The sequence below is a fragment of the Paraburkholderia sp. J8-2 genome (assembly GCF_905220195.1).
Classification (GTDB): domain Bacteria; phylum Pseudomonadota; class Gammaproteobacteria; order Burkholderiales; family Burkholderiaceae; genus Paraburkholderia.
Genome location: NZ_CAJMZA010000003.1, coordinates 129,409 through 153,035, shown reverse-complemented (window position 1 = coordinate 153,035; position 23,627 = coordinate 129,409). Strand labels below are relative to the sequence as shown.

Sequence of the window (23,627 nt, the reverse complement as noted above, 5' to 3'; positions counted from 1 at the left end):
GGGATTCATCGCGGGTGTGACACCCGGTGTGGGCATTGTGTGCCGGAACGGCGGGTCTGCCGGGCCCGTATTATCCCGGCCGGCGCCTCTTCAAGTGGTCCGGAAGAATCCTTATTGATTCGGATCGCGAACAGTATGCGGGCAACGAAGAAGTGACCATGGCGCGCGCGCACCGAGGCGATGCGCGGGTCCGGCGCATTGCGGGAGGCCATTCATGAGTGGACCGTTCTTTCTCGGGCATCGACCGTTACCTCTGGTTTCCGCACGCCGAAACCGCTTCCCACTGGTCCTCGTCGCTGTTGCGCTGATTCTCCTCGCTGGTTGCAAGAAGGCATCCGGGCCTCCGGCACTCGGTGCGCCTGAAGTCACGGTGATGACGGTTGTGGCTCAAGACACGCCGGTCGACCTCGAGTTCACCGCGCAAACACAGAGTTCGCGTGAAGTCGAGATTCGTGCGCGTGTGGACGGCTTTCTCGACCGGCGCATGTACACCGAGGGCGATAAGGTGAGGGCCGGTCAGGTTTTGTTTCTGATGGACCCGAAGCCGTTTCAGGCCTCGCTGCAGACGGCGCGGGGCGAACTTGCGCAGCAGGAGGCGCGGCTCACGGTCGCGCAGCAGAATCTCGCGCGGGTCAAGCCGCTCGCGGCGCAGCAGGCATTGAGCCAGAAGGATCTCGACGACGCAATCGGCAACGAGAAGCAGGCGCGAGCAGCGGTGATCTCAGCGCAAGGGCAGGTGGAGACGGCGGAGCTCAATCTCGGCTACACGACGATCAAGTCGCCTCTGGATGGCCTCGCGAGCTATGCAAGGCAGCAGGATGGCAGCTATCTGATCGCGAATTCATCGGGTCTCCTCACCTTCGTCTATCAGCTCGACCCGATCTGGGTGAACTTCAGCATTTCCGAAAACGAAATGCTCAAATTTCAGGACCAGATTTCGGCAGGCAAGCTGCTTTTTCCGCCCCACAGTGAGTTCGTCGTGGCAGTGGAACTCGCCGATGGCACGGAATTTCCGCAGCACGGCACCATCAGCTTTGCGAATCCGGCGTTCAGCACCGACACGGGCACTTTCCTCGTGCGCGCCTCGCTAGCGAACCCGAAGGGTACATTGCGGCCGGGTCAGTTCGTGCGTGCGCGCGTGTCGGGCGCCGTGCGGCCGAACGCAATTCTCGTGCCGCAACGGGCAGTGCTGCAGGGCGCGAAGAGCCACTTCGTGTGGGTCGTCGACAATCAGTCGAAGGCCCGTCAGCGTGTGGTCGAAGTCGGCGACTGGAACGGCGATAACTGGTTCATCAACGATGGCCTGAAGGCTGGTGAGCGCATTGTGGTGGACGGTGCAATTCGCGTCGTGCCCGAGGTGCCGCTCAAGATTGCCGGAACGCTCCCCTCGACGCAGAGCGGCGGAAAAACGATCGTCGAGAAGGGCGGTGCGTCGGCGCCGCAGGTGAGCGCAGGCGCGCGCGCGATAGCGCCGGCGGCAACCAGCGGCGCGTCGCAGTAAGGGGCGACTCGATGAACATCTCGCACTTCTGCATCGAGCGGCCCATCTTCGCGTCCGTCATCTCGATCGTGATCACGCTCGGTGGTGCATTGACGCTGTTCTCGCTGCCCATCGCGCAGTATCCGGACGTCACACCGCCGCAGATCACCGTCTCCGCGACCTACCCGGGCGCCAGCGCGGACGTCGTGGCGAACAACGTCGCAGCGCCGATCGAGCAACAGGTCAACGGCGCGGACAACATGATCTACATGTATTCGTCCGGGTCGTCGACCGGCAACTACACGCTCAATGTCTTCTTCGGGATCGGCACCAATCCGGAGTTGGCCCAGGTCGACGTGCAGAACCGCGTGAACCTCGCACTCCCGCAGTTGCCGCAGCAGGTGCAGTCGCAGGGCGTGCAGGTCCAGAAGAAGTCGAACGCCTTCATGATGGTGATCGCAATCTATTCGCCGGACGAGCGTTTCGATCCGACCTATATTGCGAACTACGCGAACGTCTACGTGCTCGACACGATCAAGCGCATTCCCGGTGCGAACCAGTCGTCAATATTTGGCACTCCAGATTACGCGATGCGGATCTGGCTGAAGCCCGATCGCATGGCGCAACTCGGGATCACCGCCGGGGACGTGCAGAATGCCGTGCGCGCCCAGAACCAGCAATTCGCGGTCGGCACCGTCGGCCAGGCGCCAACCGGCAACCCGGTCGAGCAGTCATTCGCGGTGACGACCACCGGGCGGCTCGCCACGCCCGCCGAGTTCGACAACGTCATCATCCGCGCAGCGAGCACCGGCGCGGCGATCGTCCGCTTGAAAGACATCGGCCGGGCCGAGCTGGGCCAGAAGAGCTATTCGAACCGCACCACATACCAGGGCAAGCCTGCGACGATCATCGCGGTTTACCAGCAGCCGGGTGCGAATGCACTCGACGTCTCGAAGCAGGTACGCGAGACGCTCGCGGACCTCAAGACGGCATTTCCGGAGGGGCTCGACTATCAGGTCGCGATGGACACGACGGAATTCACGCGTGCGTCGATCGCCGACGTGATCCACACGTTCTTCGAGGCGCTTGTGCTGGTGGTGATCGTCGTGTTCGTGTTTCTGCAGAGCCTGCGCGCGACGCTCATTCCGGTGCTGGCCGTACCGGTGTCGATCGTCGGCACCGCAATGGGCATGGCGGCACTGGGCTTTTCGATCAACATGCTGACGTTGTTCGGCATGGTGCTCGCCATCGGCATCGTCGTGGACGATGCGATCGTCGTGATCGAAAACGTCGAACGCAACATGACCGTTTTCAAGCTCAGTCCGAAAGACGCGGCCAAGCGAGCGATGGACGAGGTGTCGGGTCCGGTCATCGCGATCGTGCTCGTCATGTGCGCCGTGTTCGTGCCGGTTGCGTTCCTCGGCGGGATCACGGGGCAGTTGTACAAACAGTTCGCTATTACGATCGCGATTTCGGTGGTGTTCTCGGGTATCGTTGCGCTCACGCTGTCCCCGGCGCTTGCCGCCATTCTGCTCAAGCCCACGCATCATGAGAAAAAGGGCTTCTTCAAGTGGTTCGACCATCAGTTCGAGCGGATGACGGCCGGCTACGGGCGCGCCGTGCAGTTCATCATCCGGCGATACGTGTTGGGGCTCATCGTTTTCGGCGTCGTGATCGCGCTCGCGGTCCTGATGGGCAAGTCGATCCCGGGCGCCTTTCTGCCGCCCGAGGACCAGGGCTATCTGCTTGGCGCGATCATCATGCCCGACGCGGCGAGCCTCGACCGTACCGCGGACGTGGGCGACAAGGTCACCGACTATTTCATGAAGCAGGCCGCGGTCAGCAGCATCACGATCGTGAACGGCTACAGCTTGCTCGATAGTCAGAACAAGAATAACGCGGGCACGTTCTTCGTCGGCCTGAGGGGTTTCGACGAGCGATACAAGTTTTCGAACATCAGGGAGCAAAACGCGCGCGCCGTGCTGATCAAGGCTTACGAGACGCTCTCGAAGATTCAGGAGGGCATCGTCGTGCCGGTGAATCCACCGTCGATTCCAGGCCTCGGTACGACGGGCGGCAGCGAGATGTGGATCGAAAGCCACGGAGAGGGCTCTATTCAGCAGCTCGCGGGTGTCGTGCAGGACTTCATTGCGAAGGCGAAGGCGCGCCCCGAACTGACCGGCGTGACCACGACGTTCAATGCGAGTTCGCAGCAGTTGCTCGTGAACGTCGATCGCGACCAGGCGGAGACGCTCGGCGTGCCGGTCGAAGAGGTGTACAGCGCGATGCAGACGATGTTCGGCTCGCTCTACGTGTCGCAGTTCAACAAGGACGCGCGGCTCTGGCAGGTGATTGTTCAGGCCGATCCGCGCTACCGCCTCACGCCCGCCGACCTCGACCAGATCTACGTACGCAGCCGCTCGAACAATATGGTGCCGATCAAGGCGGTGATGACCTACAAGTACGTCACGGGTCCCGACCTGATCACGCGCTTCAACAACTTCCCGGCGGTGAAGATCACGGCGAACGCGGCGCCCGGTTACAGCTCTGGCCAGGTGATCGGGACCTTGAAGGAACTCGCCGCGCAGATGCCGCCGGGTTACGCCGTTGGGTGGAGCGGCGAGGCGTTCGAGGAGATCAAGTCGGGCTCGACAGGCGGGCTCGTGTTCGTGTTCGGGATCATCATGGTGTTCCTGATTCTCGCCGCGCAATACGAGAAGTGGTCGCTGCCGGTCGGCGTGCTCATGGCGGTGCCGTTTGCCCTTTTCGGCGCGCTGCTCGCGATCCTGCTGCGCGGCCTGAACAACGACGTGTACTTCCAGATCGGGCTGACCATGCTGATCGCGCTCGCCGCGAAGAACGCGATCCTGATCTTCGAGTTCGCGGTCTTGAACCGCGAGCAAGGCAAGTCGCCGTACGACGCTGCGCTGACCGCCGCGGAAGAGCGCCTGCGGCCGATCGTGATGACTTCGCTGGCGTTCATCCTCGGGTGTGTGCCGCTCGCCATTGCGCTGGGCGCCTCGCAAAACAGCCGCCATTCGATCGGCACTGGCGTGATCGGCGGGATGCTGGGTGCGACCGCGATCGCCGTGTTCTTCATTCCGATGTTCTACTGGGGCATCGAGTCGCTCGGCTCGCGCAAGGGCGGCGGCAAGGACACACCCGTGCCTGGCGGCGGAACGCCGCCGCCCGCGTCCGGTGGCTCCGGCTCACCGACCGTCACGCCGTCCGCGCGGCATGAGGACGACTGACATGCGCGCCGCAGCCTTCGTGCGCTTTGCCGCGCCAGTCCTGCTCATCGGCTTGCTGAACGGCTGTCTGCTCGGCCCCAACTACGAACGGCCGAAAGTGGACGTGCCGGCAACGTACCGGTTTGCGTACCCGGACGTGGCCGATGTCGTCAACACCACGTGGTGGGAACAGTTCGAAGATCCGGTGCTGAACGACCTCGTGAAGACCGCGCTGGAAAACAACCTCAACGTGAAGCAGGCGGCCGCGCGAGTCGACGAGTTCATGGGCCAGTTCGTGAGCACGCGCTCGGCACTCTTCCCGCAGGCGAGCGTCGGTTTCAGCGCGGCGCGAGAGCGCGCTTCGCAGGACGGGCCGACGCCGATACCGGCGGGCGTTTCGCCGGTATTCAACGAGTTCCAGCCGAGCGTGTCGGCCTTCTGGACCATCGACCTGTTCGGCCAGGTGCGGCGCGAAACCGAGGCGGCGCGCGCCAACGTGAACGCGGCCGAACAGAGCCGCCGCGCGACGATCCTGACGCTCGTCGCATCGGTCGCGACGTCCTATATCACGCTGCGCAGCCTCGACATGCAGCTCGAGATCGCACAGAGCACAACTGCGAGCCGGGCCGATTCCGTGCACGTATTCACGTTGCGTCAGCAGTTCGGGCAGACCTCGGATATGGAGCTTGCCCAGAGCCAGTCCGACTACGAGGCGACGGCGGCGACCATTCCGCAACTCGAGCAGCAGATCGGGCAGCAGGAAGACGCGCTCTCGGTACTGCTTGGCAGCAATCCGGAGCCGATCCTGCGCGGCCGCACGCTCGTGGATCTCTCGACGCCCGCCGTGCCTGAGGGCTTGCCGTCGGACCTGCTCGAACGCCGGCCCGACCTGCTGCAGGCCGAGCAGAATCTGGTCGCGCAGAATGCACTGATCGGTGCGGCGCGCGCGCTGTATTTCCCGCAAATCTCGCTCACGGGGCTGTTCGGCTCGGTGAGCACGCAGTTCTCCAACCTCTTTACCGGACCTGCGCGGGTATGGACGTTTGCCGGATCGGCAGTGATGCCGATCTTCACGGGTGGCAACATCTATGGGCAGAACAAGCAGGCCGAGGCGCGTCAGCAAGAGGCGCTGTTCGCCTACGAAAACGCGATTCGGGTTGCGTTCCAGCAGGTCAACGACGCGCTGATCGGGGTGCAAAAGTCACGCGAACAGTTTGTGATTCAGAGCCGGCAGGTCGGATCGCTGCGCAAGTATCTGCGGCTAGCGCGGCTGCGTTACGAGGGCGGCTATACGAGCTATCTGGAGGTGCTGGACGCCGAGCGCAATCTGTTCAGCGCGGAACTGCAGCAAACGCAGACTCGGGCCGCGACACTGACGAACCTCGTCAATCTCTACATGGCAATGGGCGGCGGTTGGGTCGTTCAGGCGGAACAGATGAGCGTGCCGGTACCGGCGAGCGGACCACCGCCGGCGCAGCCTGCTACGCCGGAACCCGTTGCGCAGGTGCCGCAATGACCTGCGGGGACGTCATGCGTGCCGTGTCCAGGCTCGTGGCCGTCGAGCAAGGCGGGCGCAAATCGACATGATCTTGACCACAAGTCCGGTGTCTGGGGCGGACCGGCCGTTCTCGTGTCGGCGTGAGAAGCTCGTTGAATGTCTCTTGGTGGCCGAACCCGGAAGCAGGACGCTGATCATCCGGGTCTCGGAGGCGCTGCGGCCATCTCGTCAAGTGCCACGCCGCACGACCGGGACGATCGGCGCGAGGCCTCAACGAGACGTTGATCAGGCGGCAGCAGGAGTATGGTGCTTCCGCTTGCTGGCGTCGTGCGTGACGGTCTGGCGGTGCGCGTTGGCGGTCGAACCTGTCCGGTACGATGCGAACTGCACCCTGACGCGATGAGAATGCGCCAGCACCGAATGGTGATGACGCAGCCGGGTGCTAGCGTAATAGGGCGGCTTGACGACCGGCGTTTCGTCTCCGTCCAGCCATCGGCGTATCGTCGTGAGATCGGTGTAGCGCCCCCACGACGTTGGCGAGCCGAGCAGCGCAATCACCACCTGGCCATTCGGCATGTTCGCATCGACGACGATGCAGCGTCCGGCCTCGCGGATATAGCCGGTTTTGGCGACGAGTATGTCCCAATCGGCTGCGCTGACTATCGGGTCGGTGTTGTGATAGAACCTCGTTCTCGTACCGATCTTCTCTTCATAGCGGGGAAGCGTGGTGTACTCGCCGATCAATGGATAGTGCGCGGCGGCTTGCGCCAGCTTCACGACGTCGCGTGCCGTCGAGAGATTGTCCGGCGAGAGCCCGGTTGGATCATTGAAGTGCGTATCGGCCATATGGAGCGCGCGCGCCTTTTCGTTCATCTTCCGTATGAACGCAGGCTGGCCGCCCGGGAACGCTCGCGACAGCGCGGACGCCGCACGGTTCTCGGATGACATGAGCGCCAGGCGCAGCATCTCTCCGCGTTCGAGCGACGCACCAATCGGGATGCGGGACCCCGAGCGCTTGAGCCGATCGATGTCGCCTTCGTCAACGGACACCGTGTCCCCCAGCGGCTGCGCGCCGTCCAGCAAGACCATCGCCGTCATCAGCTTGGTGAGTGACGCGATCGGCTGGGCGTCGTCGGCGTTCTTTTCCAGCAGGACTTCGCCGCGTCCGACGTCGTACACGATTGCGCTACGTGAATAGAGGAATGGCGTTTCGGCACACGCGACGAACGGCGCAGTGGCGAGTAGTAGCGCGCTGAGGAAGTTCTTCATGGCGTTCACACCTTGGGACGGCGATCAGGCGATGGCGGGTCCGACGTGCTGAATTGCCCACAACAACTAAACTGTAGTGCTCATGGCAGGAATCAGCGTGTGAAAGAAGGTGGAATATGTGTCTTTGGACGCGTTCCTGAGCGAAGTGACAGAGACTGATCGACCCGAAGCGGTCTGTGGTGCACGGAAGCGGTCAACGGCTGCTTCCAGGTTTCCATCATCTCGAAGCGATGGATCTTCTGAACCGCGACGAGATGATCTGCGTACAGGCAACAGGTCCGGTCGCGCAGCGGAGCATGTTGAGCGCAATGAAAGCGCGCGCGAATCACACAACGCTCATTGGCGATCCCGCACGCCTTGCGCCGAACTCATGAAGTTCACGCTGATACGTGCCTCCACGATGCCCGGTTCCTTGGGCACACAATGCACCCAGTCCTGTTGGGATCGTCCCCCCATCACGACCAGGTCGCCGGAGGCGGGTTTAAAGGTCATGGAGCTACCGCCTTTTATCGGCTTGACCAGGAACCGTCGGGTCGTTCCGAGCGTCAGGACGGGTACGATGCACTCCAATTTTCTGCATGAGCGATGGTCGCGGTGCCAACCGGTGCTGTCCTGTCCATTGCGATAGAGGTTCATCCACAAGCCGTCGTAAGCCACGCCGTAGTGACTTGAGAGCGCACGAACGGCCTGCAGCAGGCCTTGCTGCGGCACGTCGCCAAGATTTTGATAAACCGCCGTCATGCGCGGCTCGCGAAATACCTTGTTGAACATTCGCCGATCGTGTTCGAGCCAGGGAACGCTGTTGCGCATCTGCTCGTAGAGCAGGGAAGCTCCCGAAATCCAGCCGGGCACGATTTCAACCCAGGAATGAGCGTCGAGAGCGAAACGCCTTGCCGTTCCGAAGGATGTGTCTATTGAGAAGTGGGTGTCGCCGCCTCCGAATAGATCGCTCTGGGCATGTATTGGGTTCGGGGTGGGTGTGAGTGTATTCATCACGCGAATCGACCGCTTGCGGCGGCGGGCAGGTACACACGACCGAGAGGCGTGTCGATAAGGGTAGTCTTCATGTTGATGTGCTGTGCTCCATGGCATGCCAGACCCGCAGCACCGAGTAGCCGCGCCAGGGCCGCCATCTTTCGGCAGCTTGTGCCGCGGCGCGGGCGTTGCTCACGCCCAGGGCTTTTTGCAGCGCTACGTCACCGGCAGGAAAGGCGTCGGGCCAGCGCAGTGCGCGCAGAGCGATGTACTGCGCCGTCCAGTCGCCGATGCCAGGCAGGGCGCGCAAATCGGCACAGGTTGTCGCGACGTCCACGCCGGGATGCAGGGCGATGCGGCCTTCCAGCACGGCGTGAGCCAGAGCATGCAGCGCGGCCTGACGCTGGCGCGTGACGCCCAGTTGGCCCAGCGCGTCACCGCTGGCGGCGGCCAGAGCGGCAGGGGTGGGAAAAAGACGATCCAGGCCCGCGACGGGCGTCCCGATGGGCTCGCCAAAGGCCGCAACCAGGCGTGCGCCCAGCGTACGAGCGGCGGCCACGGTGATCTGCTGACCGAGCACGGCACGCACAGCCAGTTCAAAACCATCCAGTGTGCCCGGCACGCGCACGCCATCGCTCGATGGGAACGCGGTGTGCAGGGCGGCGTGGATGGCGATTGGATCGGCATCCAGATCGAGCGCGGCGCGCACGCGGTTGATCAGCGTCGGCAGCGCGGCAGCCAGCGAATCGCTGGCCGTCAGCACGGCTTGGGCGCGATCCTCGTCGAAGCGTACCCGCAACCAGCCGGTGCGGCCCCGCGCGCCTTGCATGAGGCGCAGCGTGCGCGTGAATTCCCGATCCCTCACCTGCTCCACGCCGGGCAACGCACGCAGGCGCAAAAAACCGAGCATCGCCTGCACGTCATAGGGCGGGCGCCAGCCCAATCGGACACTCACGCCCTGACTATCCGGCGCTGACCTGGCGCGACGCAGGGCGCTGGGGTTCAGGCCATAGTGACGCGAGAAGGCGTCGTTGAAGCGCCGTACGCTGGCAAAGCCGCTGGATAACGCCACCTGGGCCATCGGTAGTTGCGTGTCGGCGATCAGTTGCTTGGCCGCCAGTAGCCGCCGCGTTTGCAGATACTGGAGGGGCGAGACACCGAAATGTGACTCAAAAATGCGGCGCAAATGGCGATCGCTGACGCCCAGCTTCTGCGCAATCTGGGTCATCAGGCCGCCGCCGGATTGCTCCACAGCTGATTCCGTGGGGGCGACGTGTCTCCAGGCATCGGGCTCGTCCATCAATCGCGCAGCTTGCAGGGCCAGAATGCGTGAGGCGTCTTCCGTGCTCCACGATGCCGCGCGCGGGGCCAACTCGGGGCGACAGCGCAAACAAGGCCTGAAACCCGCAGCCTCGGCCTCTGCCGCGTGGTGGTAAAAGCGGAGGTTCTCGCGACGAGGCATTTTTACGCGACACACCGGACGGCAATAAATGCCGGTGCTGGTGACGGCCGCGAAAAAGGAGCCATCGAAGCGCGCGTCGTGCGCCTTCAGTGCCAGATAACAGGCGTCGCTTTCGGGGATGTCGATGATGGTAGCCATGAGGGACATCGTACATTTCGATTGCCCGTGAAGCTCGCCATTTTCGGACATGTGGTTAGCCGCTTCGGTATCCACTACTGCGGGCCGCGCGACCTGAAAACAAAGCCCGGGGCGCTGCGAGGCGACGCAATTGCCATGTCGGAGGACGCGCTCGGCGGTATCGCGCAGCGGCCGCTGCCGGTCTACCAGAATTGGCCGCCGGAGGTGCTCGTATCAATCTGCAGCAAGAACGTATCGAAGGCCACGGCTAGCGCCTGCAACCCGAAGGGCTCATGCAGCGCTTCGCTGTCCCCATACGGCAATATTGCCGCCGCCGAAGGCCCATAGATCAGGAGATTTCAGGAGCTGCAGCGCCTGCTCGAGCCGAGGCAGAGGCAATGCAGACGTCGCGAGCAGTTGTTCACGCATCTGCACGGCAGTCAGCTCGAAGAATTCCGCGGCGGGCGAACCGCCCCGGATCACGGGAAACTCTCCCTCGCCACCCACCTGCTCCAGTCCCATGCCCGCCACGGTCTCCGGAAGAATGCGAGCCCAGAAGCAGTCCCGACCCGACGCTTTCACAACTGTGTTGACGAGTGCCACCATGAATTCACGGAATACGGCTGACGATGACGCGTGTACCGGGAAAAAGTCGACCTCCTCCAGTAACAGCCACCCGGACGGGCGAAGTGCATCGACCATCCGGCGAATCGCGCGCTCGGGTTCGCGCAGGTGGTGGAGTATCCATCGCGCGTGGACAAAATCGAATGCGGAGTCTGGAAGCTCAGACTTGACGATGTCATGGTGCTGAACTTCAAGGTTCGGAAGACGGATCTCGTCGAGCAAGGTGGTGTTGATATCGGTTGCCATGACGCTGCCGGTTTGCCCGACCTGCTCGCACAGCCACTTCGCGATCGAGCCGCTTCCGGCCGCCACTTCAAGGCAACGCGCCCCCTGACCGACGCCAAGCATCTTGATACGACGCTGGGTCATCGGGTCGAGCATATGCTCGAGCAGCGCCAGACGACGATTCGCATGCTCCCAGGAGTTATCCAACGCATAGCCAGACATGAGTGCCTCGCACGTCGATTAAAGCGTTGTCACATCGGGCACGCAACGGTAACGCCCCGGTGCTCCGGACGCACTTGTGGTGAGGTGATATGAAACTCAACCAACGCTGCCGTATTGGGCCGTGCGATCAAATTCATCCGGAATCCTCAATAAGGATGATCGGCAACGTCGCTATGGACTGTTCGAACCGGGTGAGTTGGCTGCTAGCCGAGGAGGAAGCGCTATTGAGTATAGATTGCCTGTGGATGAGTATCGAAAAAAATCGTAAGCGCTGTGACAGATTCTGCCAACACTTACTTCGGAAAGCGTCCGCGATTTTCAGCGCCAGCTTCAGGCGCGCAAAGGCCTTAGCCCCTTGCGCACTTCGTTCGCGAAGATCATCGGTTCTTCCCACGCCGCGAAGTGACCGCCAGTTTCGGGTTTGTTGAAATAAATCAGGTTGTGATAAGCCTTTTCAGTCCAGCTCTTCGGCGCCTGGTAGTTTTCACCCGGAAACGCGCTCACAGCAGCCGGCACATCGACGTCGGCCGCGAGGAAGAAGTTCGCGTGCGACTCCCAATAGAAGCGCGCGGCCGAGACGCCGGTGTTCGTCAGCCAGTAAAGCGTGAAGTCGTCGAGTATGTCGTCTCGGGTCAACGCGCCTGCTGAATGACCGTTGACGGGATGACCGAGTACGGCCGCGCTCAACGCCGCCGCGGGCTGGCCGTAGCCGTCGCCGTGATCGAGCAGCCAGGAAGCGAGCGCGACGGGCGAGTCGGCGAGTCCGTACAGCGTCTGTGGGCGCGTGCCCATTTCGAAAGCGTAGCCGCGCTTCTTCTTGAAGTTGGCGCTCAACTGGTCATACGCGTGCTGCTCCTCTGCCGATAAACCGGCAGGCATCGGCTCGCCGGCCGCCAGTGACTTCAGAATGTCCGCAGGAACGGTGGCCGGGAAGTTCACGTGAATACCGATCAATTCGGGCGGCGCCTGTTTGGCCATGATGTTCGTGACAATCCCGCCGAGATCGCCGCCCTGTGATGCAAAACGCTCGTAGCCGAGGCGCTTCATCAATGTGACCCACGCGCGTGCGGTGCGCTCCGGTCCCCAGCCGGTTGTGGTCGGTCTCGCAGAAAAGCCGTAACCGGGCAACGAGGGAATCACGAGATGAAAGGCGTCCGATGCCGGTGCGCCGTACGCAGTCGGATTGACGAGCGGGTCGATGATCTTGAACTGCTCGATGATCGAGCCGGGCCAGCCGTGGGTCACGATCAACGGCATCGCATTGTCGTGCTTCGAGCGCACGTGGATGAAATGGATATCGAGTCCGTCGATTTCGGTGATGAACTGCGGATACGAATTGAGCCGCGCTTCGCATTTGCGCCAGTCGTAGCCGGTCGCCCAGTATTGCGCGAGACCCTGAATGGTGGCGAGTTGAATGCCCTGTGATTCGTCGGGCACCGTCTCGCGATCGGGCCAGCGCGTGGCCTTGATGCGCCGCCGCATGTCGACGAGATGCGACTCGGGCACGTGAACGCGGAAGGGCCGGATCGCCGCTTTGTCGCCGTTCGCGGGTTCGGTGGTCGTGCCGATTCCGGGGCTTGTGTCCGCGAAGGCGAGCCGGCTCAGCGAGCCAGCCGCAAGCGCCGCCGCGGCCACGCCGACAAAGTGCCGGCGCGTTGAGGATTGGGGAGCGGTATTTGACATGGGATCGTCCTCCGGCCTCGATCAGCTTGTCGCGCTGCGCGTGAAATCAGCAATGTGCAGCTTGACGACGAAGTCATACATGCTCATGGGCTTGCGGCCCGTGAGTTCGAACAGATCGTTCGTCATGCGGTCGTACCGCCCCTGAGCGTGGAGGTCGGCCATCACGGCCAGATTAACTTAGACGTCTGCCGACAGCAGCGCGCCGGCCTCGACTCGCGGAAAACAATCGTTAGCAAACAAGCGTCGCGTTTCAATCGATTTTTCTGTCCAGCTTGAAAATCATTCAAGAACGGGACTCATTATCAAACGGCACGGTATTAAGCAAAATGGTTGCACTTCCACAGCGGTTCCACCGCTTTCTGGAGACAACCAAGCGGCTTCCCATTCTGGTTGTGCTCCCGCGCATGATACGCAGTACGAATTACATTGTTTCCAACCGATTCAGTGAATTTGACCATCACGCATTCAAGGAGTCTCACATGAACACGCAAACCGCTTTCTCTGCTGTCTTCCGCGCCTCTGTCGCCACGCTGTCCGCCGCCACCGCTTTGCTCGGTATCGCGTTGCCGGCCGCAGCGGCGACGAACGACAGCCTGGTGCAGCCGCAACAACTCATCGTCGACAAGAGCCTGCCGAAGCATCAGGCACAACAGCAGATTCGCGCCGCGCGCCTCTACGACACGTTCTGGAGCACGGGCGACGAAGCCCAGGCCCGCGAAGCGCTGGCCGCCGACTTCACGGACCGCACGCTGCCCGCTGGCCGCCCGCAAGGCGTGGCCGGGCCGCTCGCGGCATCGAAGGTGTTCCACGGCGCGGTGCCCGACGTGCATGCCGACGTCGAGCAGATGATCGTGACGGGCGACCGCGTGGTAACCCATCTGCACTTCACGGGCCATTTCACGGGTACCTTCAACGGCGTGCAGGGCAAGGGCCAGCCGGTGGATTTCATTGCCACGGACATCTACCGCATCCGCGACGGCAAGATCACCGACAACTGGCACCTCGAAGACAACCTCACGTTCCTGCAGCAACTGGGCGTAGTCGCCAAATAAGCGCGCACTGTGCATGCCAGTGGCGGTCCGCACGCTTCGCGGGCCGCGCAGGCGTATCGCGCTACCATCGCTGTCACCTTCATCGCAATGCGCGGCCATGGACAATCTCGGAGACATTCGCCTTTTCGTCGAAGCGGCCAGTCTTGGCAGCCTGTCGGCTGCCGGCAGAAAGCTTGGGCTCTCGCCCGCCGCGGCGAGTGCGAGGCTCGTGAAGCTGGAAGGCGTGCTCCACACGCAGTTGTTCGAGCGCTCCACACGCAAGCTGCGCCTGACCGACGAAGGCCGCATGTATCTCGCGCATTGCCAGCACGCGCTGCAAACGCTCGACGACGCGCGCGCCGCGCTGCAAGCCGGGCGCACGTCGGTGAGCGGCGCGCTGCGTGTGTCGGCCACGTCCGACTTCGGGCGCGCCGTGCTGCGCCACTGGCTCGACGAATTCAACGAGCGGCATCCACAGGTCACGCTCACGCTCGTGCTCTCCGATTCGCTCTCGCACCTGCTTCAAGACGATATCGATCTCGCGATTCGCTTTGGCGTGCCCGCCGATAGTGGGATGGTCGCGAGGCGCATGGCCGACAATCGCCGCGCGCTGTGCGCGTCGCCCGACTATCTTGCCGCCCATGGTGCGCCGAGCCACCCCGACGAGTTGCACGAGCACGACTTCATCCTGCTTGCCTCGACGGCGGGTGTGGCGAACCACTGGCGCTTCGCGCGCGGCGAAGAAGCCGCGCTTTTTTCGGCGCCGCTCGAGCGCTCGCGGCAGACCAACGACGGCGCGCTGGCGCGCGAGTGGGCGATCGAAGGGCGCGGCGTGGTGATGAAGTCGATCTGGGACATAGGCGCCGATTTGCAGGCTGGGCGGCTCAAGCTGCTCTTGCCGGAGTGGCGCAGCCCGGACGTGCCTGTAAACGCGCTCTTTCAGCGCACGCCCTATATGGCGCCGCGCGTACGCACGCTGCTCGACTTTCTCGAGCAGCGCTTCGCCGAGGCTTCCGTAGGGCTGGCGGCGTTTTTGCGTCAGGCGTCCCTTTAGTTGCTTTCGCGCAAACAGCTTGAGCGCAGCGCCTCGCCATACCGGCTACCATACACTCCGCCCGCAGTCTCGCAGTGACTCGCAACGACCTGCGCGGCGAAATAACCGGAATACAGGAGCGAAACAAGATGCTTTTCCGCAAGACGATGTTGGCCGTAGCTGTATTCGGCGCCGTGGTGGCCAGTGCCAGCGCGAATGCCCAGATCGCGGGCGCGCAGCCCTTGAGCGTGTCGATCGAGCAGTCGCAGGCACTGCTCGAAGGCTGGAGCGTGAAGAAGAGCGTGCTCGGCAAGCCCGTTTATAACGACGACAACGCGAAAATCGGCACCGTGCGCGACCTGATCGTCGCACCGGACGGCTCGGTTTCCGCGGCCATCGTTGCGGCGGGCGGTTTCCTCGGCGTCGGTTCGCATGACGTGGCCGTACCCATCGCGTCGCTCGACGTGCGCCAGGGCAATCTCTATCTGCCCGGCGCAACCAAGGATGCGCTGAAGGCCACGCCCGCGTTCCAGTACGCGAAGGTCGAAACGCCGCCGAAGCCGAAGAAGGTCGAGAAGCAGCAGTAAGCCGCAACCGCTGTACACCGTCGGGCCATGCGAACACTTGGGTGGGCGCATGGCCCGACGGCTTTTGCGCGATGATTTTTTGTCTGGCGCGAGGAGCTGCACCGGCTGCGCGCGCTCGGGCGACTCAGCAACCGCACTTCCAGTCGGGCTGCTGCAAAGCCATGCCGTGCAGGCCGCGATATTCGGCAACAGGCGGAGAAGACCAGCCTTCCAGTAGCGCGGGCGCGAGCCGATAGATCTCGATGCCGAGCGGCCGGCAGACTTCCAGCGGGTCGCGCGCGTCCGGTCCCCACATCGGCAGCGAAAGGTCGCCGCCGGGGCAGGTCGAAAGCGCGCACAACAGGTCGATTTCGGCGAAAAACTCGAGGTAGTCGCCCTTCTTCGCCGGGCAGGCCTTCATGAAGTATTTGTCCTCCAGATTCAGGCCCGTGCACTGGAACACGTTGAGCACATCGTGCACGTCGTATTCGGTGAGCCCGTAGGGCGCGATGGCGCGCGTGAGATTCGAGTGGCAATGGAAATGGAAGTCTTCGCCAGTCAGCATGCGGTTCACGTAGGGGTCGCAGCGCGTTCCGAGCAGGTCGTGAACGCGCCCGCCGTGCTCGTCCACACCGTAGCCGGCGAGGCTGTCGTCCGTGATGGTGACGAGCGGGCGCAGGAAGGGCAGCGTGGACCACAGGCGGTCGAAGGTGCTCACGTGCGCCTGCTGGAGTTGGCGCGTGCGCGAAGCCCACATGCGTTCGCGCGGATCGTGCCGGTTCCATAGATTGAGGTCGGCCACTTGCGGGCCTTCGATCGTCACGATGCGAAACACGTGCCCGGCGGGGACGCTCCAGGCCTGACCCGAGCGTATCGGCACGACAATGGATTCGATCAGCTCGCGCTGACCTTGCTCTTCAGCGATACGGCGGTAAAAGGGCTTGTTCACGTCGAGCGCGGAGCCCGTGGTCGACTGGTAGGCGGCGGGATAGTTCAGCATTGCCTCGTACTCCTGTATGAACGACCTGCGTTTCCAACTGGGAAGTATAGAACCGCTGCCCATTTCGCTGATCCGCGCACGAGGCCCGCGCGCGGCGGCTTCCTGTACAGTTCGCATACTCCATGACTGCCGCGCCGGCTTGCGGGGCGAGCGCAGCCCAACGAGACGCGACGGAACATGATCAGACTGGAAGACCTCGTCATTTTTATCAGTGCGGCGGACAACGGCAGCCTCTCGGCCGCCGCGCGTCAGCTCGATCTCACGCCCGCCGTGGCGAGCGCGGGCCTCAAGCGCCTCGAAACCGAACTCGGCACGCGCCTGCTCGCACGCTCCACGCGCAGCCTGCGCCTCACGCCGGACGGCGAGCGCTACCTGGACTACGCGCGCGGTGTCATGGAGCAGGTGGAGGCCGGCCAGAACGCCGTAGCGCATGGGCGCAAGATGATCGGCGGCAGCGTTTCGCTGTCGATTCCTTCCGATCTCGGGCGCAACGTGCTCGCGCCCTGGCTCGACGACTTCCAGACGCAGCATCCGGCGGTGTCGTTCCAGGTGCACATTGGCGACAGCGTGACCGACATGTTCCGCTCCCCGGTGGCCGTGGCGGTTCGCTATGGCGTGCCCGAAGACTCCTCTCTCGTCGCGCTGCCGCTCGCGCCCGAAAACCGGCGCGTGCTGTGCGCCGCGCCCGGCTATTTCGCGCGTCACGGCAAACCTGCCTCGCCCGCCGATCTCTCGCGCCACAACTGCCTGCGCTTCGCGCTGAGCGACACACTGCACGACCGCTGGACCTTCTATCGCGGCGACGATGCCAGCGTCGTAACCGTGCAAGGCAACCGCAGCAGCGACGACGGCGAACTCGTGCGCCGCTGGGCCGTGGCGGGGCATGGCCTCGCATACAAGTCGCGTCTGGACGTGCTTGCCGATATCAAGGCGGGCCGCCTCGAAACCGCGCTCGACGCGTATCAAGGCGAAGGCGCGCCGCTGCATCTCGTGTGCCCCCACCGCACGATGCTCTCACCAACCGTCAACGCATTGCGCGACGTGCTGCGCGATCGTATTGCCGCGTTTCTTGCCTGACGTGTCATTGCGCAGTCAGCCCGCTACGGACCTGACACCTGGCCCGCTGGCTCCGGCCTTTCCGCCGCTCCCGCCGCTCGATCCCGCGCGCGATTTTCAAAGCAGCTTTGAAGCTGAATTCGCCGTTTGCCGCTATACGCGCGGCTCGCGCTGGCCGATTATTCGTACCAACACGAACGGCACGGAGGCCTCGATGATCGTCGCGATAGGCCGCTTTTATCTGAGAGCCGACAAGATTTCGCATTTCGAGGCGGCCTGGCTGCGCGTCTGCCCGCTGCTCACGAGCAAGCCGGGTTATCGCGGTCATCGCCTGGGTCCGCAGTGCGAAGACGAAGGCTGCTATGTGCTGGAAGTGGAATGGGACAGCCTCGACGCGCAGAGCGCGTTCATGATGCACGGCGATTTCCGGACCTTCCTGCACGCGCTATGGCCGTACTTCTCGGCGGACCCGGACCTGTATCACTTCGAGCCGCTCGCCCAACCGAGCCGGTTTCCTGCAATTTGACTGTCTGGAGGTATTCACGATGAAAGCGATTGGTTACTCCCGCAATCTCCCCATCAGCGACCCCGAATCGTTGATCGATCTCGAACTGCCCGATCCGCAGCCGGGCCCGCGCGATCTGCTCGTCGAAGTGCACGCGGTGTCGGTCAACCCGGTCGATGTGAAGGTGCGCGCGAATATGGCGCCCGAAAACGGCGAGGCGAAAGTGATCGGCTGGGACGCGAGCGGCATTGTGCGTGCCGTGGGCCGCGACGTGACACTCTTCAAGCCGGGCGATCGCGTGTGGTACGCGGGCTCGCTGCTGCGCCCCGGCACCAACAGCGAACTGCACGTGGTGGACGAGCGCATTGTGGGCAGCATGCCGCAAAGCCTGAATTTCGCCGAGGCGGCCGCGTTGCCGCTCACCTCCATCACGGCGTGGGAACTGCTGTTCGATCGGCTCAAGGTGCCCGAGGGCACGGCGCAGTCCGGCGAATCGCTGCTCGTGATCGGTGCGGCGGGCGGCGTGGGCTCGGTGCTCCTGCAGCTGGCGCGCAAGCTCACGGGCCTCACGGTGATCGGCACGGCTTCGCGGCCCGAAACGTCGAAGTGGGTGAGCGAGCTGGGCGCGCATCACGTCATCGACCATACGAAGCCGCTTTCGCAGGAGCTCAAGCGCATCGGCATGGAAGGCGTGGACTATATCGCGAGCCTGAACCAGACCGATCATCACTTCGACGAGATCGTCGCCTCGATCAATCCGCAGGGGCATCTTGCGCTGATCGACGACCCCGAGCTGGTCGACTTCCGCAAGCTCAAGAGGAAGAGCGTGGCGCTGCACTGGGAGTTCATGTTCACGCGCTCGATGTTCGGCACGAAAGACCAGATTCGCCAGCACCAACTGCTGAACCGTATGGCCTCGCTCATCGACGAAGGCGTGCTGCGCACGACGCTCAACGAGAGCTTTGGGACCATCAATGCGGCGAACCTGCGCCGGGCGCACGAACTCGTGGAGACGAACCGCTCGCGCGGCAAGCTCGTGCTCGAGGGGTTCTAAACCACGGACTGCTGACGAAAGCTGCCACGACCAGGCATTCGATCGCACGCGCACCATGGGCTGCGGATGCGATCGAACACCTGCGCGAGCGCCGTAGCTCACTCAAACGCACAATCCGCCGTGCTAAGGAGCTTGACGAACGGACCGCTCAACGTGCGGTTATGGTGCTCGATAATCGACGCGGCGCTGAGCACGGGCGTATCCATGGTCGTGTGGGCGTCTGCGACGAGCAGCGCCTTGAAGCCCAGGTCGCCCGCGGCGCGGCAGGTCGAATCCACGCAATACTCCGTCTGCATTCCCGCGATGACGAGCTCGCCCACGTTGGCGTGCGCGAGCCGCTGCGCGAGATCGGTGCCGGTGAAGCAATTGGGGCGGCGCTTCTCGAACACGCTGTCGATATCCGGGTCGATGGCGAGCGCCGGCAGCAAGCGCGTGAGCGGGCTGCCCGGCTCGATGGGCGAACCCGGCGGCCCGACGTGGCGTGCGGCGAAGACCGGCGCGCGGGCCTTGCGGGCTTTCGTGATCAACTGCTCGATATTGGCGAGTACGCGCTGCCCGTCGAACGGTGCATTGGGGCCGTTGAACAGGCCTTCTTGCATATCGATGACGAGAAGGGCGCGAGCGAGGCTGGGCATGGTGGCTCTCCGGTGGTTGTGCCCGCAACGCACGGAGAAACGACAAGGCCCCGTCCATTGCTGGCGGGGCCTTGTGATCGATACGAAATCTAATGTGCGCGCACCGAACTCACGACCCGCCGGAAGCGGTCGTGGTAGTCGTCGTGGTGAGCAGGTGTGCGTTCATGAGGACGATCATGCAGGAGGCGGCATGAGGCGTCAATCGTGTTGCGCGCGTCAGCGCGAACTCTCGGGGCGCTGCCAATGTGCGTTGGCTTGCTTGTCCGTAATGCGGACCTTGGCCAGCAGCGGCTTGTAGCCCCGCAGGACGATCTCGCTGATCGCGAGATGCTCCGAGCGGAAGATGTTGTCGGCGAACTTGCTGCCGTCCGCGAATTCCAGGGCGTAGCCATCGATTGGCCCCCATTGGCCCCTCGGCAACGGTTCGATATACACGTCCATGATGAGTCTCCATTGAATAACAAGCGAATAAGAAGCGTCGTTCGTTTCAGTCTATCGCAGTGAAAGACGACTTCCCTGCCGCTTTGTTGCGCTGCAATTGCCTTGCCGTTCAATGGGTTACGTGATGTCTTTCACGATAAGAGAAGGTGTCCTTCCATGTGCAATTGCCGGCCCGCATCCGGGACTGCGTCATTTGCACACACCGGGCGCGCATTGCACGATATGAAAGCGAGAGGGGCATTCACTCCGGCTCGCGCTGCGCCTGTGCGCCCAGATCGATCTCGTCCATGCCTTTGTTCAGCTGATTCAGGAAATGCACGAGCGAAACCTTGTCGTCGAAGCGAAAGCTCGCAAGCGCCTGCCGATAGAACTCGTAGATCTTCGGCTGCAGGCTCTCCCAGAACACTTTGCCTTGTTCGGTGAGCACGACTTTTTTCGCGCGCCGGTCCACGGTGTCGGCCACGCGCAGCACGTGCTCGTCGCGCTCCAGACGCTTGAGCACACCGTCGAGACTCTGGCGGCTCACCACGAGATAGTCGGCCAGCTCGGAAAACGACATGCCCTGCGCCACCTGTGGGCGCGACAGCGCGCCCAGCACCGACCACTGCACGGTCGTGATGCCGAGCGCCTTGGTCGTTTGCCGGTCTAGCGTGTTGCCCGCCTGGAACAGCCGAAAGAACAAACGGTTGTGAATGGACGAGACGGACTGGTCGTACGAAGGGTCGTTCTGGGTCATGGGCGCCTTTCGGTACCCGCGCGGGTGCGCAGGCAATGAGACAAATACCTGATACGAAAATAGTGAAGGGAAGTGGGCGTGCCGTCCATTTGGGCAATCCCCCTCCTCCTCCCTCGATATATATCATGATGTTGACGTAATTTAAGCGCTCGCCTAGAGTGTGAGAACGACGCACGAGAATATCAAGAGACAACCCCCATGGCGAACTACGACCGGCTTTTGACCCCGCTTCGCGTTGGCGCGACGCTGCTCCCCAACCGCATGGTGATGGGCGCGATGCACACGCGGCTCGAAACGCTCGACCGCCCGCACGAGCGTCTCGCCGCGTTCTATGCGGCGCGCGCAACCGGGGAGATCGGTCTGATCCTGAGCGGCGGGTTCGCGCCGAACCCCGAGGGCGTGATGGAGGCGGGCGGCCCGCTCTTCAATCGCGCCGAACAGCTAGGAGAGCATCGTGTCGTGACTCGCGCGGTTCATGAGGCCGGGGGAAAGATCGTGCTGCAGGTCCTGCACGCGGGCCGCTATGCGAAAGTGCCCGAATGCGTGGGGCCCACGGCGGCCAAGGCAAGAATCAACCCGTACGCACCGCGCGCGCTCAGTACGCAGGAGGTGCGCGCCACGATCGCCGATTTCGCCCGCACGGCTGCGCTGGCGGTTCAGGCCGGCTACGACGGCGTGGAGATCATGGGCTCGGAAGGCTATCTGATCAACGAGTTCACGGCGGCCGTCACCAACGGGCGCGACGACGAATTCGGCGGCAGCTTCGCAGGCCGCATCCGCTTCGCGCTCGATATCGTGCGTGCCGTGCGCGCGGAAATGGGCCGCGAGCCCATGCTGATCTACCGCATCTCTTCCATCGACCTCGTGGAAGGCGGCATGGGCGGCGCCGAAATCGCGGCATTCGCGCAGGAGATCGAAGCGGCCGGTGCGGATCTCATCAACACGGGCGTGGGCTGGCACGAATCGGCAGTGCCGACCATTGCGGCGTGCGTACCGCGCGCGGCCTGGCGCGACGCGATTCGCAACGTCAAAGAGGCGGTATCGATTCCGGTGATGGCGTCGAACCGCATCAACATGCCCGAGGTTGCTGAAGAACTGATTGCCTCCGGCGTGGCCGATCTCGTTTCGATGGCGCGCCCGCTGCTTGCCGACCCGGACTTCGCGAAGAAAACGCGGCTTGGCATAGCCGACGAAATCAACACCTGCATCGGCTGCAATCAGGCGTGCCTCGACCGCATCTTCACGGACCGTACGGCGACATGCCTCGTCAATCCGCGGGCCGGGCGCGAGATCGAATTCGCGGCGGCCAAGGCCACGCAGCCCAAACGCATTGCGGTGGTGGGCGGCGGACCCGCCGGCATGGCGTTCGCGATCAATGCGGCCGAACGCGGCCATCGGGTGACGTTGTTCGAAGCCCATGCGCGGCTGGGCGGTCAGTTGAATCTGGCGAAGGTCGTGCCCGGCAAAGCCGAGTTTCACGAGATGCTGCGCTATTTCGACGTGCGCTTAAAGCGGCTTGGCGTGACGGTCCGGCTCGGGCTGGCGGCGACGGCCGACCAGCTCGCGAGCGAGGCCTTCGACGAGATCGTCATCGCCACGGGCGTCACGCCGCGCGTGCCCGATCTCGTCGGCGTCGATCATCCGAAGGCGGTGTCGTATATCGACGTGCTCACGGGCAAGGTCGAAGTGGGCGCGCGCGTCGCGATCATCGGCGCGGGCGGCATAGGCTTCGACGTGGCCGAGTATCTGTTGGGCGACGCGCAGGAATCGCTGGACCGTGGCGCATTTTTCCGTGCATGGGGCGTCGATCTCGCCAATACGCGCGGAGGCGGCGTCACGCGCGTCGACGCGCATGGCGCGCCGCGCCGCAGCGTGCATATGTTCCAGCGTAAGGCGGAGCCGCTTGGCAAGGGGCTCGGCAAATCGACGGGATGGATCTTGAAGGCACGCCTGCGCAAGGCGAACGTGATGATGACGTCAGGCGTGACGTACGACGCAATCGACGATGAAGGCCTGCGCTACAGCGTCGACGGCAAGCCGCAGGCGCTGGCCGTCGATCATGTCGTGCTATGTGCGGGCCAGCATTCGAATCGCACGCTCTACGATGAACTCGTCGCGCGCGGCGCAACACCGAAGGTGATAGGCGGCGCCGATGTTGCCGCCGAACTCGACGCGCTGCGCGCCATCGATCAGGCGACGCGCCTCGCGATGGCAATGTGATGTTTCACGATTTCGGCGCGTAGAATGCGAAGGATTCGTGCAATCCGAACGTATCCCGCATGCTCCACCGAATACTCGTTAGCGCTTGTCTGCTCGGCAACCCCGTTCGCTACAACGGCTCGGCAAAAACCGTTGCGCACGCACTGATCGAACAGTGGCAGCGCGAGGGGTGCCTCGTTCCCGTTTGCCCTGAAGTGGCAGGCGGGTTCGGCGTGCCCAGGCCGCCTGCGGAGATCGCGCATGGCGCGTTGGGAACTGCGGTGCTGGCTGGACACGCGCACGTAATCGACGTGCGAGGCGAGGACGTTACTGCGCAGTTCGTAGATGGCGCACACGTGGCGCTCGAACTTGCACTCGCGCACGACTGCCGCTTCGCATTGCTCGTGGACGGCAGTCCCTCCTGCGGCAGCCGCGTTATCTACGACGGCAGCTTCACGGGCCGCAAACAAGCGGGCGCGGGTGTGACAACCGCATTGCTGCGCCAGCACGGCATCGAGGTTTTCGCGGAAACGGAAATCGATGCGCTTCACACGCGGCTCCTGCAAGCCGGCGCGTAACACACCAT

The 23,627-nt window shown here is 63.4% G+C and carries 20 protein-coding genes; 11 read left to right on the top strand and 9 right to left on the bottom strand.

The window, feature by feature from the left end:
• The first annotated feature begins 214 nt into the window (after positions 1 to 214).
• Genes U5A52_RS09545 through U5A52_RS09535 form a run of 3 tightly spaced genes read left to right on the top strand, consistent with a single transcriptional unit; the run spans position 215 to position 6,226 of the window.
• Positions 215 to 1,501, top strand: coding sequence for an efflux RND transporter periplasmic adaptor subunit (locus U5A52_RS09545; protein ID WP_321908222.1), 1,287 nt, complete (start codon positions 215 to 217; stop codon positions 1,499 to 1,501).
• An 11-nt stretch (positions 1,502 to 1,512) separates the two neighbouring features.
• Positions 1,513 to 4,731, top strand: a complete 3,219-nt coding sequence (locus tag U5A52_RS09540; RefSeq protein ID WP_321908224.1) for a multidrug efflux RND transporter permease subunit — start codon at positions 1,513 to 1,515, stop codon at positions 4,729 to 4,731.
• A gap of 1 nt (position 4,732) precedes the next feature.
• Entirely contained in the window at positions 4,733 to 6,226 is a 1,494-nt protein-coding gene (locus U5A52_RS09535; protein ID WP_321934604.1) for an efflux transporter outer membrane subunit, read from the top strand.
• Positions 6,227 to 6,493: 267 nt separating this feature from the next.
• Here the strand turns inward: U5A52_RS09535 and U5A52_RS09530 are convergent, their stop codons facing one another.
• The 5 genes from U5A52_RS09530 to U5A52_RS09510 form a co-directional block, all read right to left on the bottom strand.
• Positions 6,494 to 7,477: a D-alanyl-D-alanine carboxypeptidase family protein gene (locus U5A52_RS09530; protein WP_321908226.1), complete on the bottom strand. Its 984-nt coding sequence runs from the start codon at positions 7,475 to 7,477 to the stop codon at positions 6,494 to 6,496.
• A gap of 336 nt (positions 7,478 to 7,813) precedes the next feature.
• Complete coding sequence (locus U5A52_RS09525) at positions 7,814 to 8,470, bottom strand: alpha-ketoglutarate-dependent dioxygenase AlkB (RefSeq protein WP_321934603.1); 657 nt, start codon at positions 8,468 to 8,470, stop codon at positions 7,814 to 7,816.
• Positions 8,471 to 8,540: 70 nt separating this feature from the next.
• Positions 8,541 to 10,052, bottom strand: coding sequence for an AlkA N-terminal domain-containing protein (locus tag U5A52_RS09520; protein ID WP_321934602.1), 1,512 nt, complete (start codon positions 10,050 to 10,052; stop codon positions 8,541 to 8,543).
• Positions 10,053 to 10,322: 270 nt separating this feature from the next.
• On the bottom strand, positions 10,323 to 11,102 hold the full coding sequence (locus tag U5A52_RS09515; protein ID WP_321934601.1) for a class I SAM-dependent methyltransferase: 780 nt from the start codon (positions 11,100 to 11,102) through the stop codon (positions 10,323 to 10,325).
• Between the two features lie 330 nt (positions 11,103 to 11,432).
• On the bottom strand, positions 11,433 to 12,785 hold the full coding sequence (locus U5A52_RS09510) for an alpha/beta fold hydrolase (RefSeq protein WP_321934600.1): 1,353 nt from the start codon (positions 12,783 to 12,785) through the stop codon (positions 11,433 to 11,435).
• Between the two features lie 479 nt (positions 12,786 to 13,264).
• On the opposite strand from U5A52_RS09510, the gene U5A52_RS09505 reads away from it, so the two are divergent.
• From U5A52_RS09505 to U5A52_RS09495, 3 genes are all read left to right on the top strand, one after another.
• A complete protein-coding gene (locus U5A52_RS09505) occupies positions 13,265 to 13,837 on the top strand; it encodes an ester cyclase (RefSeq protein ID WP_321908316.1) in 573 nt (190 codons plus the stop codon).
• Positions 13,838 to 13,934: 97 nt separating this feature from the next.
• Positions 13,935 to 14,870, top strand: a complete 936-nt coding sequence (locus U5A52_RS09500; protein ID WP_321934599.1) for a LysR family transcriptional regulator — start codon at positions 13,935 to 13,937, stop codon at positions 14,868 to 14,870.
• A 128-nt stretch (positions 14,871 to 14,998) separates the two neighbouring features.
• Positions 14,999 to 15,436 carry a PRC-barrel domain-containing protein gene (locus tag U5A52_RS09495; RefSeq protein ID WP_321908319.1) on the top strand — a complete coding sequence of 146 codons (438 nt, stop codon included), beginning with the start codon at positions 14,999 to 15,001 and terminating at the stop codon, positions 15,434 to 15,436.
• 124 nt (positions 15,437 to 15,560) lie between these two features.
• On the opposite strand, the gene U5A52_RS09490 is transcribed toward U5A52_RS09495, so the two are convergent.
• Positions 15,561 to 16,415 (bottom strand): urea carboxylase-associated family protein, encoded by an 855-nt coding sequence (locus U5A52_RS09490; RefSeq protein WP_321908320.1) that lies wholly within the window; start codon positions 16,413 to 16,415, stop codon positions 15,561 to 15,563.
• Between the two features lie 177 nt (positions 16,416 to 16,592).
• Here U5A52_RS09490 and U5A52_RS09485 point away from each other — a divergent pair, with 177 nt between their 5' ends.
• The 3 genes from U5A52_RS09485 to U5A52_RS09475 all read left to right on the top strand — a co-directional run bounded on the left by U5A52_RS09485 (position 16,593) and on the right by U5A52_RS09475 (position 19,030).
• The gene (locus U5A52_RS09485) at positions 16,593 to 17,492 is read left to right on the top strand and encodes a LysR family transcriptional regulator (RefSeq protein WP_321934598.1); all 900 of its coding nucleotides are present in this window, start codon (positions 16,593 to 16,595) and stop codon (positions 17,490 to 17,492) included.
• Between the two features lie 193 nt (positions 17,493 to 17,685).
• A complete protein-coding gene (locus tag U5A52_RS09480) occupies positions 17,686 to 17,997 on the top strand; it encodes an antibiotic biosynthesis monooxygenase (protein ID WP_321908324.1) in 312 nt (103 codons plus the stop codon).
• A gap of 19 nt (positions 17,998 to 18,016) precedes the next feature.
• Complete coding sequence (locus tag U5A52_RS09475) at positions 18,017 to 19,030, top strand: zinc-binding alcohol dehydrogenase family protein (protein WP_321934597.1); 1,014 nt, start codon at positions 18,017 to 18,019, stop codon at positions 19,028 to 19,030.
• Positions 19,031 to 19,128: 98 nt separating this feature from the next.
• Here U5A52_RS09475 and U5A52_RS09470 read toward each other — a convergent pair whose 3' ends face one another.
• The 3 genes from U5A52_RS09470 to U5A52_RS09460 form a co-directional block, all read right to left on the bottom strand.
• A complete protein-coding gene (locus tag U5A52_RS09470) occupies positions 19,129 to 19,665 on the bottom strand; it encodes a cysteine hydrolase family protein (protein ID WP_321934596.1) in 537 nt (178 codons plus the stop codon).
• 216 nt (positions 19,666 to 19,881) lie between these two features.
• Positions 19,882 to 20,106, bottom strand: a complete 225-nt coding sequence (locus U5A52_RS09465; protein ID WP_321908330.1) for a hypothetical protein — start codon at positions 20,104 to 20,106, stop codon at positions 19,882 to 19,884.
• 241 nt (positions 20,107 to 20,347) lie between these two features.
• Positions 20,348 to 20,842: a MarR family transcriptional regulator gene (locus tag U5A52_RS09460; RefSeq protein ID WP_321908332.1), complete on the bottom strand. Its 495-nt coding sequence runs from the start codon at positions 20,840 to 20,842 to the stop codon at positions 20,348 to 20,350.
• A gap of 198 nt (positions 20,843 to 21,040) precedes the next feature.
• Here U5A52_RS09460 and U5A52_RS09455 point away from each other — a divergent pair, with 198 nt between their 5' ends.
• Both U5A52_RS09455 and U5A52_RS09450 read left to right on the top strand, forming a co-directional pair.
• Positions 21,041 to 23,062 (top strand): NADPH-dependent 2,4-dienoyl-CoA reductase, encoded by a 2,022-nt coding sequence (locus U5A52_RS09455; protein WP_321934595.1) that lies wholly within the window; start codon positions 21,041 to 21,043, stop codon positions 23,060 to 23,062.
• A 59-nt stretch (positions 23,063 to 23,121) separates the two neighbouring features.
• Positions 23,122 to 23,619, top strand: a complete 498-nt coding sequence (locus U5A52_RS09450) for a DUF523 domain-containing protein (RefSeq protein WP_321934594.1) — start codon at positions 23,122 to 23,124, stop codon at positions 23,617 to 23,619.
• The last annotated feature ends 8 nt before the right edge of the window (positions 23,620 to 23,627 follow it).

Excerpts from the sequence above, each read along its gene's own strand:
- U5A52_RS09545 (WP_321908222.1), top strand. The coding sequence starts at position 215 with ATGAGTGGACCGTTCTTTCTCGGGCATCGACCGTTACCTCTGGTTTCC.
- U5A52_RS09540 (WP_321908224.1), top strand. The coding sequence starts at position 1,513 with ATGAACATCTCGCACTTCTGCATCGAGCGGCCCATCTTCGCGTCCGTC.
- U5A52_RS09535 (WP_321934604.1), top strand. The coding sequence starts at position 4,733 with ATGCGCGCCGCAGCCTTCGTGCGCTTTGCCGCGCCAGTCCTGCTCATC.
- U5A52_RS09530 (WP_321908226.1), bottom strand. The coding sequence starts at position 7,477 with ATGAAGAACTTCCTCAGCGCGCTACTACTCGCCACTGCGCCGTTCGTC.
- U5A52_RS09525 (WP_321934603.1), bottom strand. The coding sequence starts at position 8,470 with ATGAATACACTCACACCCACCCCGAACCCAATACATGCCCAGAGCGAT.
- U5A52_RS09520 (WP_321934602.1), bottom strand. The coding sequence starts at position 10,052 with ATGGCTACCATCATCGACATCCCCGAAAGCGACGCCTGTTATCTGGCA.
- U5A52_RS09515 (WP_321934601.1), bottom strand. The coding sequence starts at position 11,102 with ATGTCTGGCTATGCGTTGGATAACTCCTGGGAGCATGCGAATCGTCGT.
- U5A52_RS09510 (WP_321934600.1), bottom strand. The coding sequence starts at position 12,785 with ATGTCAAATACCGCTCCCCAATCCTCAACGCGCCGGCACTTTGTCGGC.
- U5A52_RS09505 (WP_321908316.1), top strand. The coding sequence starts at position 13,265 with ATGAACACGCAAACCGCTTTCTCTGCTGTCTTCCGCGCCTCTGTCGCC.
- U5A52_RS09500 (WP_321934599.1), top strand. The coding sequence starts at position 13,935 with ATGGACAATCTCGGAGACATTCGCCTTTTCGTCGAAGCGGCCAGTCTT.
- U5A52_RS09495 (WP_321908319.1), top strand. The coding sequence starts at position 14,999 with ATGCTTTTCCGCAAGACGATGTTGGCCGTAGCTGTATTCGGCGCCGTG.
- U5A52_RS09490 (WP_321908320.1), bottom strand. The coding sequence starts at position 16,415 with ATGCTGAACTATCCCGCCGCCTACCAGTCGACCACGGGCTCCGCGCTC.
- U5A52_RS09485 (WP_321934598.1), top strand. The coding sequence starts at position 16,593 with ATGATCAGACTGGAAGACCTCGTCATTTTTATCAGTGCGGCGGACAAC.
- U5A52_RS09480 (WP_321908324.1), top strand. The coding sequence starts at position 17,686 with ATGATCGTCGCGATAGGCCGCTTTTATCTGAGAGCCGACAAGATTTCG.
- U5A52_RS09475 (WP_321934597.1), top strand. The coding sequence starts at position 18,017 with ATGAAAGCGATTGGTTACTCCCGCAATCTCCCCATCAGCGACCCCGAA.
- U5A52_RS09470 (WP_321934596.1), bottom strand. The coding sequence starts at position 19,665 with ATGCCCAGCCTCGCTCGCGCCCTTCTCGTCATCGATATGCAAGAAGGC.
- U5A52_RS09465 (WP_321908330.1), bottom strand. The coding sequence starts at position 20,106 with ATGGACGTGTATATCGAACCGTTGCCGAGGGGCCAATGGGGGCCAATC.
- U5A52_RS09460 (WP_321908332.1), bottom strand. The coding sequence starts at position 20,842 with ATGACCCAGAACGACCCTTCGTACGACCAGTCCGTCTCGTCCATTCAC.
- U5A52_RS09455 (WP_321934595.1), top strand. The coding sequence starts at position 21,041 with ATGGCGAACTACGACCGGCTTTTGACCCCGCTTCGCGTTGGCGCGACG.
- U5A52_RS09450 (WP_321934594.1), top strand. The coding sequence starts at position 23,122 with ATGCTCCACCGAATACTCGTTAGCGCTTGTCTGCTCGGCAACCCCGTT.